The sequence below is a fragment of the Nitrospirillum viridazoti CBAmc genome (genome assembly GCF_000730165.1).
Taxonomy (GTDB): Bacteria; Pseudomonadota; Alphaproteobacteria; order Azospirillales; family Azospirillaceae; genus Nitrospirillum; species Nitrospirillum viridazoti.
Genome location: NZ_CP022110.1, coordinates 1,522,636 through 1,537,059 on the forward strand (window position 1 = coordinate 1,522,636; position 14,424 = coordinate 1,537,059).

Annotated in this window: 10 protein-coding genes; 8 read left to right on the forward strand and 2 right to left on the reverse strand. The window is 68.9% G+C overall.

Features of this window, described 5'->3' with window-relative positions; genetic code table 11:
- Positions 1-50: 50 nt before the first annotated feature.
- From Y958_RS07040 to Y958_RS07065, 6 genes are all read left to right on the forward strand, one after another.
- The gene (locus Y958_RS07040; RefSeq protein ID WP_088871436.1) at positions 51-2,540 is read left to right on the forward strand and encodes a heavy metal translocating P-type ATPase; all 2,490 of its coding nucleotides are present in this window, start codon (positions 51-53) and stop codon (positions 2,538-2,540) included.
- 82 nt (positions 2,541-2,622) lie between these two features.
- The gene (locus Y958_RS32755) at positions 2,623-4,410 is read left to right on the forward strand and encodes a tetratricopeptide repeat protein (protein ID WP_088871437.1); all 1,788 of its coding nucleotides are present in this window, start codon (positions 2,623-2,625) and stop codon (positions 4,408-4,410) included.
- Positions 4,407-4,811, forward strand: coding sequence for a Cu(I)-responsive transcriptional regulator (cueR, locus tag Y958_RS07050; RefSeq protein ID WP_088871438.1), 405 nt, complete (start codon positions 4,407-4,409; stop codon positions 4,809-4,811). Before Y958_RS32755 ends, cueR begins: the two co-directional genes overlap by 4 nt.
- Before the next feature lie 94 nt (positions 4,812-4,905).
- Positions 4,906-5,292 (forward strand): DUF1801 domain-containing protein, encoded by a 387-nt coding sequence (locus Y958_RS07055; protein WP_088871439.1) that lies wholly within the window; start codon positions 4,906-4,908, stop codon positions 5,290-5,292.
- A 179-nt stretch (positions 5,293-5,471) separates the two neighbouring features.
- Positions 5,472-5,735 (forward strand): ribbon-helix-helix domain-containing protein, encoded by a 264-nt coding sequence (locus tag Y958_RS07060; protein ID WP_040850485.1) that lies wholly within the window; start codon positions 5,472-5,474, stop codon positions 5,733-5,735.
- Positions 5,735-6,067, forward strand: coding sequence for a type II toxin-antitoxin system RelE/ParE family toxin (locus tag Y958_RS07065; RefSeq protein WP_088871440.1), 333 nt, complete (start codon positions 5,735-5,737; stop codon positions 6,065-6,067). Before Y958_RS07060 ends, Y958_RS07065 begins: the two co-directional genes overlap by 1 nt.
- A gap of 29 nt (positions 6,068-6,096) precedes the next feature.
- Here the strand turns inward: Y958_RS07065 and Y958_RS07070 are convergent, their stop codons facing one another.
- Complete coding sequence (locus tag Y958_RS07070) at positions 6,097-8,301, reverse strand: putative bifunctional diguanylate cyclase/phosphodiesterase (RefSeq protein WP_244909215.1); 2,205 nt, start codon at positions 8,299-8,301, stop codon at positions 6,097-6,099.
- Positions 8,302-8,523: 222 nt separating this feature from the next.
- Between Y958_RS07070 and recO the strand changes: the two genes are divergently transcribed.
- The gene (gene recO / locus Y958_RS07075; RefSeq protein ID WP_088871442.1) at positions 8,524-9,309 is read left to right on the forward strand and encodes a DNA repair protein RecO; all 786 of its coding nucleotides are present in this window, start codon (positions 8,524-8,526) and stop codon (positions 9,307-9,309) included.
- A 63-nt stretch (positions 9,310-9,372) separates the two neighbouring features.
- Entirely contained in the window at positions 9,373-11,622 is a 2,250-nt protein-coding gene (parC, locus tag Y958_RS07080; RefSeq protein WP_088871443.1) for a DNA topoisomerase IV subunit A, read from the forward strand.
- An 80-nt stretch (positions 11,623-11,702) separates the two neighbouring features.
- Here the strand turns inward: parC and Y958_RS07085 are convergent, their stop codons facing one another.
- Positions 11,703-14,087, reverse strand: coding sequence for a glycoside hydrolase family 9 protein (locus tag Y958_RS07085; protein ID WP_244909216.1), 2,385 nt, complete (start codon positions 14,085-14,087; stop codon positions 11,703-11,705).
- Between the last annotated feature and the right edge of the window lie 337 nt (positions 14,088-14,424).

The following is a 14,424-nucleotide window of genomic DNA, read 5'->3' on the forward strand; positions in this document are numbered from 1 at the left end:
CCATGATGGGAGGGTCTATCTATATGGGACATCTCGTCGAGGAGACTGAAATGTCCCATATCGCCGCTGTCCCGCCCGCCGCCCCCGGCACCGTTGACATCCCCATCGGCGGGATGACCTGTGCCGGCTGCGTGCGCCGGGTGGAGAAGGCGATCGCCGCCGTGCCGGGGGTGGCCGCCGCCACCGTGAACCTGGCGGCGGAACGCGCCCATGTGGAACTGGCCGACGGCGGGCGCCTGCCTGACGTAGTCGAGGCCATCGTCAAGGCTGGGTACGACGCCGGCACGCATACCGTCGAACTCGCCATCCAGGGCATGACCTGCGCCGGCTGTGTGGCGCGGGTGGAGAAGGTGCTGCGCGCGGCGCCGGGCGTGGTCGAGGCCACCGTGAACCTGGCGACGGAGCGGGCCAACGTGGTGCTGGTCGATGGCACCGATGTCGCGGCCGTGGCGGTTGCGGCCACCAGGATCGGCTATGAGGCCAAGCCCCTGGTTCAGGAGGATGCGGCCGCGCAAACGGACCGGGAGCGGGCGGCGCGGGTGGCGGAGATCGATGCCCTGAAGCGGGCCGTGGCGCTTGCCGCCATCGCCACCGTGCCCCTGTTCGCGGTGGAGATGGCGCGGCACTTCATTCCAGGCGTCCACCATTGGCTGGTGGGCGCGGTGGGGGAGCAGCCCTGGCGCTGGGTCAGCCTGGTGCTGGCGGCCTTCGTCCTGGCCGTGCCTGGCGGCCGCTTCTTCGCCAAGGGCGTGCCCAACCTGGTGCGTGCCACCCCCGACATGAATTCCCTGGTGGTGCTGGGGGCGGGTGCTGCCTTCCTCTATTCCACGGTGGCCACGGTGGCACCGCAGGTTTTGCCGGCCGGCACCGACAACGTCTATTTCGAGGCGGCGGCCGTCATCGTCACCCTGATCCTGGTGGGACGCCTGTTCGAGGCGCGGGCCAAAGGGCGCACCAGCGAGGCCATCAAGCGCCTGCTGACCCTGCAGGCCAAGACGGCGCGGGTGGAGCGGGACGGCCAGACCCTGGAACTGCCCATCGCGGGCGTGGTGGTGGGCGACATCGTCCTGGTGCGCCCCGGTGAGCGCGTGCCGGTGGACGGCACCGTGCTGGACGGGTCGTCCTTTGTCGATGAAAGCATGATCACCGGGGAGCCGCTGCCGGTGGAGAAGGGGCCCGGCACGTCCGTCGTGGGCGGCACGGTCAATAAGGCAGGGTCCTTCCGCTTCCGGGCGGAGAAGGTGGGGGCGGCCACCCTGCTGTCCCAGATCGTGCGCATGGTGGAGACGGCGCAGGGCGCCAAGCTGCCCATCCAGGCGGCGGTGGACCAGGTGACGGCCTGGTTCGTGCCGGCGGTCATGGCGGCCGCCCTGCTGACCTTCACCGCCTGGTACTTCTTCGGGCCGGGGCCGCAGCTCAGCTACGCCCTGGTCAATGCCGTGGCGGTGCTGATCATCGCCTGCCCCTGCGCCATGGGCCTGGCCACGCCCACCTCCATCATGGTGGGCACGGGCAAGGCGGCGGAGCTGGGCATCCTGTTCCGCCAGGGCGACGCGTTGCAGGGCCTGCGCGACGTGCGCGCCGTGGCCTTCGACAAGACCGGCACCCTGACCCTGGGGCAACCGACGCTGACCGACCTGGCGGCGGTGGAGGGCTTTGCCGAGGACGAGGTGCTGCGCCTGGTGGCGGCGGTCGAGGGGCGGTCCGAGCATCCCATCGCCCAGGCCATCGTGGACGGGGCCCGGGCGCGCGGCCTCACCCTGCCGGCGGCGGATGGCTTCCGCGCGGACCCCGGCTTCGGCGCGCAAGCCACGGTCGAGGGCCGCGTGGTGGCCGTGGGCGCCGACCGCTACATGACCCGCCTGGGCATCGGCGTGGCGCCGGTGGCGGACGCCGCCGGTCGGCTGGGCGGGGAGGGCAAGAGCCCGCTCTACGCCGCCATCGACGGCCGGCTGGCCGCCATCCTGGCCGTGGCCGACCCGGTGAAGCCCGAGGCGGCCGAGGTGGTGCGCACGCTGCACGGCGCCGGTCTGACGGTCATCATGGTCACCGGCGACAACCGCCGCACGGCGGAAGCCGTGGCCAAGGCGCTGGGTATCGATGAGGTGGCGGCGGAGGTGCTGCCGGAGGGCAAGGTGGCGGCGGTGAAGGAATTGCAGCGGCGCCACGGCCGCGTCGCCTTCGCCGGCGATGGCGTGAACGACGCCCCGGCCCTGGCCACGGCGGACGTCGGCCTGGCCATGGGCGCCGGCACCGACATCGCCATCGAGGCGGCGGACGTGGTGCTGGTGCGGGGCGACCTGCGCGGGGTGGCCACGGCCATCGCCCTCAGCCGCGCCGTCCTGGGCAACATCCGCCAGAACCTGGCCTGGGCCTTCGGCTACAACGTGGTGCTGATCCCCCTGGCCGCCGGCCTGCTCTACCCCGTCACCGGCTGGCTGCTGTCGCCCATGGTGGCGGCCGGGGCCATGGCCCTGTCCAGCGTCAGCGTGCTGACCAACGCCTTGCGCCTGCGCCGCTTCCGGTCGCCCGGCTCCTGATGGGCACCCGTGCGCGGGACCGGTCTTGTGGTGTACGGTCCCGGGATGGTTTCAGCCTCTGGATGACGTAGGAAAGCGACGCATGCCCACCGTGGGAGAGGTCTTGGCCGTGGCCCTGGACCATCACCAGTCCGGCCGCCTGGATCAGGCGGAAGACCTGTACGGCCAGATCCTGCGCGCCATGCCGGACTGTGCCGACGCCTTGCACCTGCAAGGCGTGCTGTTCGTCCAGACCGGCCGCGCCGCGGGGGGTGAGAACCTGATCGCCCAGGCCATCGCGCTGGACGGGGCCAATGTCGACTATCGCGCCAATCTGGCCCAGGCCCAGCGCCAGCGGGGCGACCGGATGGCCGCCCTGGCCACCTATGGTCAGATCGTGGCCTTGGCGCCGCGCCATGGCCCGGCGCACCTGGCCTGCGCCCAGATCCTGGAGGAACTGGGCCGGGTGGAGGAGGCCGCCGACACCTACCGGCTGCTGACCCGCTTGCCCTACCAGCTGGCCGAGGCCCAGCTGGGCCTGGGCCGCTGCCTGCTGCGGCTGGACAGGAAGGAGGAGGCGGAGGCCGCCTTCCGTGCCGTCCTGGCGGTGGCGCCGGATGAGGTGGTGGCGCTGGTCAATCTGGGGGATCTGCTGCGCCAGCGGGGCGGTCATGAGGCCGAGGCCGCCCGCCTGCTGGACCATGCCCTGCGGTTGCGGCCCGGCCTGTTCGAGGCGGCCGCCAGCCGGGCGGAACTGCATGCGGCGATGGGGGAGATGGCGGCGGCGGCCGAGGCGGCGCGCGGCCTGATCGCCGCCCACCCCACCCGGCCTGAGCCCTACGGCATCCTGGCCCGCGCGCTGCGCTACCAGGGGTATACGGCCGACGCGCTGAAGGTCGGCGCCCGGCACCTGACCCTGACCCCGGATGATCCGGAGGTGGCCATGAGCATGGCGTGCTGCCACCTGCGCCTGGGCGATTACCGCGCTGGCTTCCCTCTTTATCGCCGGCGCTGGCATTTGACGCCCCTGCCGCGGCGCCACCAGGGCGTGCCTGAGTGGGACGGCCGCGCCCTTCCCGGCAAGAGCCTGGTGGTTTGGGACGAGCAGGGCGCCGGCGACACCATCAGCATGCTGCGCCTGCTGCCCCAGGCGGCGGCCCGGGTGGGGCGGCTGCTGTTCGAATCCCCGCACGCGCTCTCGGCGCTCTGGCCACCCGCGCTATGGCCCGGCCAGCGGCCGGGGGACGTGGTGCTGCGCGGCCAGCCCTTGCCGCTGGCACCCGATTATCAGATCGCCATGATGGATCTGCCGGAGGCCCTGGGCCTGACTGTGGATACCATCCCGTGGGACGGCCCCTATCTGGGGGCGGCGCCGGAGCGGGTGGCGGCGTGGCGGGCGCGCCTGGCGGACGTGCCCGGCCGCCGGGTGGGCCTGCTGTGGGCCGGCAATCCCCAATTCCCCGTCGACGCCTGGCGCTCACCGGGCCTGTGGGCGCTGCTGCCCCTGCTGGAGGCACATCCCGACGTGACCTTCATCGGCCTGCAGCGGCCGGAGGGCAGGGGCGCCGTCGATGGGCTGACGCCGCCGCCCAACCTGCTGGACCTGACGCCGGAGGTGCGCGACTGGGCGGACACCGCCGCCATCATGACCCTGCTGGATCTGGTGATCACCCCGGACACCGGGCCGGCCCATGTCGCGGGCGCCCTGGGCCGCCCGGTATGGACCATGGTGATCACCGACGCGGACTGGCGCTGGATGGACCAACGGGCGGATACGCCCTGGTACCCCAGCATGCGCCTGTTCCGCCAGGCGACGCTGGGGGATTGGGTGCCCGTGGTGGCGGCCATGAGCACCGCCCTGGCGACCTTCAAAGGGGACCACGCGTCATGAACATAGGCCAGGCCTCCAAGGCATCCGGCGTCAGCGTCAAGATGATCCGCTATTACGACGAGGTCGGCCTGGTGCGCCCCTCCGGCCGGTCGGAGGGCAACTACCGCGAATACGACGCCCGCGAGATCAATGAGCTGCGCTTCATCAGGCGGGCGCGGGGCCTGGGCTTCGACATGGCGGAGATCGCGCAGCTGCTGTCCTTGTGGCGCGACCGCGACCGTCCCAGCCGTGAGGTCAAAGCCATCGCCCAGCGCCACCTGGCCGACCTGGACACCCGCATCCGCGAGATGCAGGCCATGGCCGACACGCTGCGCCACCTGGCCCATTGCTGCGCCGGCGACGACCGCCCCGACTGCCCCATCCTGGAGGATTTGGGCGGCGCCGCTCACACGACCTTGTAGATGCGGATCAGGACGGCGTGCCGAATGGCGTAGGGATAGGAGGCCGCCGGCGTGACCGCCTCGACATTTCCAGCCGGCCTGCCAAACTGCGCCCATGGACGCTCTTTTCCTCCTGCCGGGCGCCGTGCGGCGCGATCCCGAGATCGACGCCTGGTTCGCCCAGGGCGATCCCCTGCGCCTGATGATCCAGCCGTGGTTCGAGGAATTGCGGCGCTGCGGTGACGATGTGCGGGAATTGATCCACGACCGCCAGCCCACGGCATGCGTGGGTGAGGCGGCCTTCGCCTATGTCGGCGCCTACACCGCGCATGCCAGCGTAGGCTTTTTCCACGGCGCCGACCTGGACGACCCCGCCGGCCTGCTGCAGGGCACCGGCAAGCGCATGCGCCATGTGAAGCTGCGCTGGGGCGAGGCGCATGACACCGCGGCGCTTACGGGGCTGATCGCCGCGGCCTACCGGGACATGCGGCGGCGCCTCTAGAAATAGCGCCGCCGGGGTGGCCCGACACTGCGCCGGGCTGTCAGGTCGGCTGCGGCACGATGCGCGGACGGGGGAAGATAGACAGGAGCCGGGACAAACGACTCGATCGGCGCCAAAGTTTGACAAACTTTGGCCTTCCCATATCATCGGCGTAGTTAGATCTGGAAGGCGGCCTTGAGATGAGCACCCTGAACGTTTCCATGCCAGAGGCAATGCGGGCGTATGTCGAAAAACAAGCGGCAGAAGGCCAGTACAGCGCGAGCGAATACATCAGACATTTAATCCGCGAAGATCAAAAGCGCCAGGCGGAGCAGACCCGTAAGCTATTGGGAGACTACCTGGTCTTGAGTGCACAGCAGCTGGACGAAGATGACCTCTCGGACGTATCTGTCGAAAGTTTGCTTGCGGAAGGCCGTGCCCGCCGGCAAGGCCAGTCATCCTGATGACGAAGCAGAGCTATGTCCTTTCCCATGAAGCCGGATTGGATCTAGCCGAAATCGAAGACTACACCGCCCACGAATGGGGTGATGCCCAAGCGGAATCCTATATTCGAGCGCTATTCCTGGCGTTTGAGAAACTGGCGCGCAACCCACAACTGGGACGCCGCTGTTCCGATGTTCCCGGGCCATTCCTGGTTTATGGCGTTGGCAGGCATTTGATCATCTATCGCTTCCAAGAGGCGCGTGACCGTCTGGAAATTCTCAATGTCCTACACCCGTCGATGGATATTGCTGCGCGGATGAAGCAGGCACTAGACCGGCGGAAGCAGCAATAGGCGCTACCACCACGCAAGCTGATCCGAGCTCACCGCCCCTTGGGCGGCAGCCCCCGCAGCGCCGACAGCCCCTCCAGCACCTCATGGCTGCGGCGGCGCGCGTCCATCAGGTCTTCCACGGCCTCCTTGGGCAGGGGCGGGGCGAAGTGGAAGCCTTGGCCGAACTGGCAGTGCAGGCCGCGCAGGAAGTCGGCCTCGGCCTCCTTCTCGATGCCCTCGGCGATGACCTCCAGGTCCAGGGCCTGGGCCAGCAGGGTGATGATGCGGGCGATGGCGCTGCGGCGGTCGCTTTCGCCAGCAGCGCGCACGAAGCTGCGGTCGATCTTCAGGGTGCCGATGGGATAGCGGTGCAGGTAGCTGAGCGAGGAGAAGCCGGTGCCGAAATCATCCAGCGACAGCTTCACGTCCTTGCGCTTTAAGGCCTCCATGATGGCCAGGCAGCGGCCGGGGTCGTCCAGCAGCAGGCTTTCGGTGATCTCCAGCTTCAGGGTGCCGGGGGTGATGCGGTGGGTGTCCAGCGTCTCCGTCACCGCCGCCACCAGGTCGTCCTCCATGAGCTGGCGGCCGGAGACGTTGACGCTCATGAACAGGTCGGGGCTGAAGCGGCCCTGCCATTCCGCCAGCTGGCGCGTGGCCTCCACCAGGGCCCAGCGGCCCATCTTCAGGATCAGGCCCGTTTCCTCCGCCAGGTGGACGAAGTCGCTGGGCGGGATCATACCGCGCTCGGGATGGAACCAGCGCATCAGCGCCTCGAACCCCGCCACCGTGCCGTCCGCCAGGCGCACGATGGGCTGGTAGAACAGGCGGAACTGCCGGCCCTCGACGGCGTGGCGCAGGTCCGATTCCAGGCGCAGGCGGGTCAGCGCGCGTTCGCGCAGCGCGTCGTCGAACATCTCCACCCGGTTGCGGCCGCTGGTCTTGGCGCGGAACATCGCCAAGCCGGCGTCGCGCAGCATGTCACCCGCCGAGGCATAGCCGGACCCGGACAGGGCGATGCCGGCGGTGACGTTCATCACCACCTCCTGCCCGTTGGAGAGGGTCAGGGGCTCCGCCACCGCTGACGCCAGGCGCTCCGCCGCGTCCACCGCCGCCTTCACGTCCAGCACGCCGTCCATCAGCACGCCGTACTCGTCGGCCGACAGGCGGGCCACGGTGTCGCCACTGCGCCGCGCGCCGTCCAGCCGCTGGCCCACGGCGCACAGCACCTCATCCCCCACCAGGGGGCCCAGGCTGTCGTTCACCGTCTTGAAGTGGTCGATGTCGAAGATCATGACGGCGAACTGCGCCTCTTCCGGCCGGCGCCGGCGGCCCAGCGCCTGGCCGATGCGGTCCAGCAGCAGCATGCGGTTGGGCAGGCGGGTCAGGCCGTCGTGGAAGGCATCGAACAGCAGCTGCTGTTCCGCCCGCTTGCGCGCCGTGATGTCGGTCATGGAGCCGGCCATGCGGATGGCCTCGCCCTCCTCATCGCGGATGGCCACGCCACGGATCAGCACCCACAACTCCGCCCCGCCGGCGTGGCGGGTGCGCACCTCTTCCTCCAGATGCGCGCTGCCGCCGGCCAGGTGGGTATCCACCGCCGCGCGCAGGCGGGGGCGGTCCTCGCCATCGATCTGGGCGTACCAGTCCTCCATGGTGCTGGTGCGCGCCCCGCCGCCGATGCCCAGCATGGCCGTCCAGCGGGGGGAGCAGTAGAGCTGGTCCGTGGCCACGTGCCAATCCCACAGCCCGTCGTTGGCGCCCTGGGCGGCCAGGGCATAGCGCTCCTCGCTCAGGCGCAGCTGTTCCTCGGCGTTCTTGCGGTCGGTGATGTCGCGCTGGGCGCCGACGATGCGGGTCGGTTCCCCATCGTCGTCCAGCACGACGATGCCGCGGCACATCATCCACAGCACATGGCCGTTGCGGTGGGTGATGCGGTATTCGATCTGGAAGGGCTTGCCGCCGGCGCTGGCCTGGGCGTCCAGGGTGGCCTGCAGCCAGATGAGGTCATCCGGGTCCACCCGGTTCAGCCATTCGTCGGGCGAGCTGCCGATCTCATCCTCGGCATAGCCCAGCAGCGCCTTCCAGGTCTCACCGTAATAGACCCGATCGGTGCGCAGATCCCAGTCGTACAGCCCCTCATTGCTGGCCGCCGCCGCCAGGCTGTACCGCTCCAGCGTCAGGCGCTCATCGTCGCTCAAGACCGGTACGGCGGCGGGGGAGGGACCCTTCAGGCGGGCGGGCTTGCCGGTATTCATGTCAACACCGGCGGCGTGACACGCGCCATGACCAGTCCGCGCGGTGAACCAGCCCCCATAATCCAATGATTGCCAGTAGATGGGCTGTGCACGCGGGCGCTCGGTTCAAGGGTTATTAATGCAGGGTATACTAAAAAACTCAGGAGTGACACCGTTGGCCTAAACGGCGGCGCGAGAGCATTGGCATACACCGTCCGGGGCGCAATCTGCTAGAAGGCTTCCATGGAATGGACTGACGACGCCATCGTGCTTTCTGCCCGGCCGTTCGGCGACACCGCCGCGCTGGTGGTCATGCTGACGCGGGAGCATGGCCGCCACGCCGGCGTGCTGCACGGCGGGCAGTCGTCACGCTATCGCGGCGCGCTGGAGCCGGGGGCCCAGGTCACCGCCCGCTGGCGCGCCCGCACCGCAGACCAGCTGGGCACCTGGACGGTGGAACCCGTGCGCTCCGCCACCGGTCTCTATCTGGACGATCCCTTGCGCCTGGCCGCCATCGTGGCGGCCACCGCCTTGATGGACGCCATGCTGGCGGAGCGGGAGGCCCACCCCGGCCTTTATGACGCCACCCTGGCCCTGTTCGCCGCCCTGGACCTCGACATCTGGCCGGCCGTCTACGTGCGGTGGGAGGTGGGGCTGCTGGAGGAGGCGGGCTTCGGCCTGGACCTGACGCAGTGCGCCAGCACCGGCCAGCCCGTGGGCAACCCGAACGACCAGCTGGCCTACGTCAGCCCCCGCACCGGCCGCGCCGTGTCGGCCTCGGCGGGGGAGCCCTACCGCGACAAGCTGCTGCCCCTGCCGGGCTTCCTCATCGGCCTGGGCTTCCAGGGCGGGGGGGAGGAAGATGTGGCGGCCGGCCTGCGCCTGACCGGCTATTTTCTGGAACGGCATGTCTTCGCCCAGCGCCATGCCGAGGTGCCGCCGGCCCGCCAGCGCCTGGTGGAGCGTTACTTGCGCGCGAACGGTCTTCCGGTCCCCGGGATCGACGGGGCGGAACCGCAGGAAACCTAAGTTTCCCACAGGCTGCACCACGGCTGGCAATTGGCCCACCATATCTGGTAGTGTCCGCCCATCATGACCGATGCCACCGAGATCCTTGACAAGCCCCTGGCCGACGCGCTGGGCGAGCGTTACCTGTCCTACGCCCTGTCGACCATCGTGTCGCGGTCGCTGCCTGATGTGCGTGACGGGCTGAAGCCGGTGCATCGCCGCATCCTCTACGCCATGAGCCAGCTGAAGCTGGAACCCTCCACCCCGCCCAAGAAGTCGGCTCGTGTGGTGGGTGACGTCATCGGCAAGTTCCATCCCCATGGCGACGCCTCGGTCTATGACGCGCTGGTGCGCCTGGCCCAGGACTTCGCCTCCCGCTATCCCCTAGTCCAGGGACAGGGCAATTTCGGCAATATCGACGGCGATAACGCCGCCGCCATGCGATACACCGAGGCCCGCCTGACCGAGGTGGCCAAGGCCCTGCTGGATGGCATCGACGAAGACGCGGTCGACCTCCGCGCTACCTACGACGGCGACGGCGAGGAGCCGGTGGTGCTGCCCTCGGCCTTCCCCAACCTGCTGGCCAACGGCTCGGCCGGCATCGCCGTGGGCATGGCCACCAGCATCCCGCCGCACAACGCCGGCGAGATCTGCGACGCCCTCAGCCTGATCATCGACCGGGAACTGCTGGTGCCGGAAGACCGCCGCCGGCCGGTGACGGTGGATGAGCTGGTCACCCTGATGCCCGGCCCCGACTTCCCCACCGGCGGCGTGCTGGTGGAAAGCCGCGATGCCGTGCGCGAGGCGTACCGCACCGGCCGCGGCGGCTTCCGCCTGCGCGCCAAGTGGGAAAGCGAAAAGCTGGCCCAGGGCACCTGGCAGATCGTCGTCACCCAGATCCCTTACCAGGTGCAGAAGTCCCGCCTGGTGGAGAAGATCGCCGAACTCCTCATGGAGCGTAAGCTGCCCCTGCTGGAGGATGTGCGCGACGAGTCGGCGGAGGATGTGCGGCTGGTGCTGGTGCCCAAGAGCCGCAACGTCGACCCGGCGGTGCTGATGGAACAGCTGTTCCGCAACACCGACCTGGAAGTGAGAATTCCGCTGAACATGAACGTGCTGGACGCCGACCAGGTGCCGCGCGTCATGACCCTGCACGAGGTGCTGCGCGCCTATCTGGACCACCGCAACGTGGTCCTGGTGCGGCGGTCCCGCCACCGCCTGGCCAAGATCGACCATAGGCTGGAGGTGCTGGGCGGCTATCTCATCGCCTACCTGAACCTGGACGAGGTCATCCGCATCATCCGCGAGGAGGATGAGCCCAAGGCCGAGCTGATGCGCGCCTTCGGCCTGACCGATGTCCAGGCCGAAGCCATCCTGAACATGCGCCTGCGTTCCTTGCGCAAGCTGGAAGAGATGGAGCTTCGCCGGGAGCATGAGGGCCTGACCGCCGAGAGGTCGGAACTGTTGTCCCTGCTGGACGACGACGGCAAGCGCTGGACGGCCATCGCCGCCGAGGTCGCCGCCACCAAGAAGCGCTTTGGCCAGGCGACCGAGCTGGGTGCCCGCCGCACCGCCGTGGGCGACGCCCCCACCGACGTGGTGGTGCCGGTGGAGGCCATGATCGAGCGTGAGTCGGTCACCGTCTTCCTGTCGGAGAAGGGCTGGATCCGTGCCGTGAAGGGCCACCTGCCGCCCACCGAGACGGCGGAGGCCAAGTACAAGGAGGGCGATGCCGAGCGCTTCGTCCTGCATGCCGAGACGACGGACAAGCTGCTGGTGTTCTCCAGCACCGGCAAGTTCCACACCATTGGCGTCGATCGCCTGCCGCGCGGCCGCGGCTTTGGCGAGCCGGTGCGCCTGATGGTGGATTTGGGCGACGCTGACATCGTCACCGTGCTGCCCTACCGCCCGGGCAAGCGCCTGCTGGTGGCGTCCAGCGACGGCCGCGGCTTCCAGGTGGATGCGGATGAGGTGGTGGCGCAGACCCGCGCCGGCAAGCAGGTGCTGAACGTGGGCGACGGCACCACGGCGCTGGCCTGTGTGCCGGTGGAGGGCGACACCATCGCCGTCATCGGCAACAACCGCAAACTGCTGGTCTTCGCGCTGGAGGAACTGCCCGTCATGGTGCGCGGCAAGGGTGTCGCCCTGCAGAAGTACAAGGACGCCAGCCTGTCCGACATCTGCGTGTTCGAAAGCGCCAAGGGCCTGTCGTGGAAGATGGGCGGTGCTGGGGACCGCACCCGGGTGGAGACCGACCTGTCGCCCTGGCGCGGCGCGCGCGGCACCCAGGGCAAGCTGCCACCTAATGGCTTCCCGCGTAACAACCGCTTCTGATCCATCCGGTCAGGACCCAAGGAAAAACGCCGGAGTGGCGACCACTCCGGCGTTTTCATTTTGGGCGGGGCGATAAGGTTTTACTGCCCCTTGGTCACCATGATCCCGGCGTTGGCCGCCAGGATGTAGGAGGTGGTGGTGGCCACGGTGGATTCGTTTTCGAACCACAGGAAGGGCCAGGCCACCTTCTGCTCCGGGAAGTCCGGCTTGATGACCAGCACGCCCGGCACCATGGCGCCCGGCACGGTGGAATAGTCCGCGCGGTTGTGGGTGTAGGCGATCATCTTGGACTCCGTGCCCACGGTGGAGACCAGGGACAGGTTGGTCGCCGGATGACGGCCCAGCACATAGTCCAGGGCGTCCAGGGTGTACTGGGTGCCGATGATGCCGGGGAAGGCCTTGTGCAGCAGGTACATGTTGGTGCCGAAACCGGCCACCTGGCCCGAACCGGCCCAGGTGCCCATGGCCACGGGCACGCCGAAGGGCGTTTTGGCGGCCTCGGCGTCGATGGCGGCCTTGGCCTCCGTCACCGCCTGGGTCAGCTGCGCGCGGTAGTCGGCATCCATGTAGGGCAGGGCCAGCGTCGCCATGCCGCCCAGGAAGGCGAAGCGCTGCTTGATGGTGGGCAGCAGGGACTTCAGCTTGTTGGTGTACAGCGGATCGGCGCCCTTGGTGGTGATCACCAGGTCCACCGTAGCGGAGAAGGCGGCCATGTCGATCAGGTCGGCGGGGTTCCAGTCACCCCGTTCCGGCCGGTCCATGCGGTCGCTGGGATCCTGCTGGTTGGCCCACATCACCTTGGCGGCGGCCAGCGCCTGGGCGGCCAGGTCGGGATCGATCTCCCCCAGCACGCGTGAGGCGGCGGCCAGGGCACCGGCCACATGGTAATCGTCCGCCGGCACGTCGGAGGTGAAGGCCCAGCGGTCGTCGGGCACACCGGAATAGGTGCCGTTGCTCTCGTTGGGACCCAGCTTGGGATCATAGATCAGGCGGTCGGTCTGCGACCCGGCGTCGCCCAGGTGGGTGTACTCCTTCAAGGTCGGCTCGATGATGCCGACAATGGCATGGCCGAAGACCTTGTACTGCGCCAGCAGCTGCAGAGTGCCGTGGCGAATCTGTTGCAGCACGTCAGGGATGCCGTCGGGCTTGCGGATCTCCACCTGGCGCGCGGCCTCGTCGATGGTGTCCTCGTCCCAGTCCATGCCGAACAGCTCCCGCGCCCGCACCAGGTCGCGCACCACCCAGGCGTTGTCGGAGGTCTGGATGTCATAGTCGCCGGCATCCTGCCACCCGCCCACATTCAGGCCGGGAATGTGCTCACCCGGTTTGAAGGGGGAGTCCAGGTGCGGCCCCATCTTGTACCCGTCGAAATGGTGGATGTTGGGGGCGGCCTGCCGGGCGTCGTCGATATGGGACAGGCCCTGCCAGGCGCGATACTGCTCGCGTACCGCGATGTGGTCCATCTGCTCCGCCAGATAGGTGTCCAGCGACGGCTGCCAGATGTGGTCGTAGGCATCGGGGGCGATGCGGAAGGGATTGAACAGGTGCCCGGCGTAGGAGATGGCGTAGATGCCGGGCGTGCGCACCGAGGAGAAGTCGAAGGTGGCGTAGTCGTAGCGCAGCCACTTGCCCCAGGGCTTGATGGTGCCCTTCAGCGCCACGGCCTGGCTGCCGTCGGCGCCGATGCGCACCAGCTGGATGTCCTTGGGCGCCTTCATGTGCGGGTCGAGTTCGACGGTCGCGACCTTGGCCCGGTCGGGCGTGTAGCCCGCCTGGTTGAAGGCGACGACGGGATCGCGCACCCAGTTCTTGATGACGTTGGGATGGACATGCCAGACGATGGCGTCCGTGGTCTTGCCCGCCGGGATCAGGGCGCGCACGACGAACCAGCCGTTCTGCGCCCGGTTGCGGGCGTCGTAGAGGGCCAGGGGCGACGTGTCGGACGTGATGGCCACCCGCGTCAGCGGATCCTCCGGCGCCAGCACGATGGAAGAGCCGCCGGAGGCCAGGGGCAGCGGGTCGCCCGAGCCGTCCTTGGCCATGGGGCCGGCGGGGTTGCGTGGGAACAGGCCCGAACTGGCACCCAGCACATAGGTCTTGCCGAAATAGCTGGTGGGCAGGAAGTCCAGGCTGAAGGCGGCCTTGCCGACATACTCCGCCGGCAGCGGCTGATCCATGTTCACCGCCACGCGGAAGCCCGTGCCCTCCGGCGTGATGACCAGGCGATAGCTGAAGCCCTGTTCGGGGAAGTTGCTGTACACCGTCAGCTGGTCGGGGCCGGGGCCGCGCTCGCGCTTCACGAAGGCGGGGACGGGGTCCCACTGTTCCGGCGTGGGATTCAGGCGCACGGCGCCATCGGTGGCGATGCGCTCACCATGCAGCACGATCTGGATGCCGGCGTTCTTTTCGTCGCGGAACACCGGATGGAAGTGCATCTGGTCGACGATGACGCTGAGGCCCTGCATTTCCAAGGTCTCGTTCGGGCTGACGGTCAGTCCCCCCCCGGGCGTTTTCGGCGAGCCGGCGACGGCCGGCGGCGTGGCGGCAAGGCATGATTGGATAAGCCATGGCTGAATAGCCAAGGCGGCGGCGAACCAGACTGCCCGCATGGATGTCCCTCCCGTTAGCGTTAACATTTTTATGTTAACGGTACCATTTTGCCGACACTGTGCGGCAAAGCGGGCGCGGACACAACCCCCAAGCGACCACGACCATCGGCTGAGGGGGCTGGAACATCCGTCCCGGGCCGGACTTGCGTTACCGATCCGCTGGCCAGGGGCGGCCGGCGGTGGAACCCGGGGT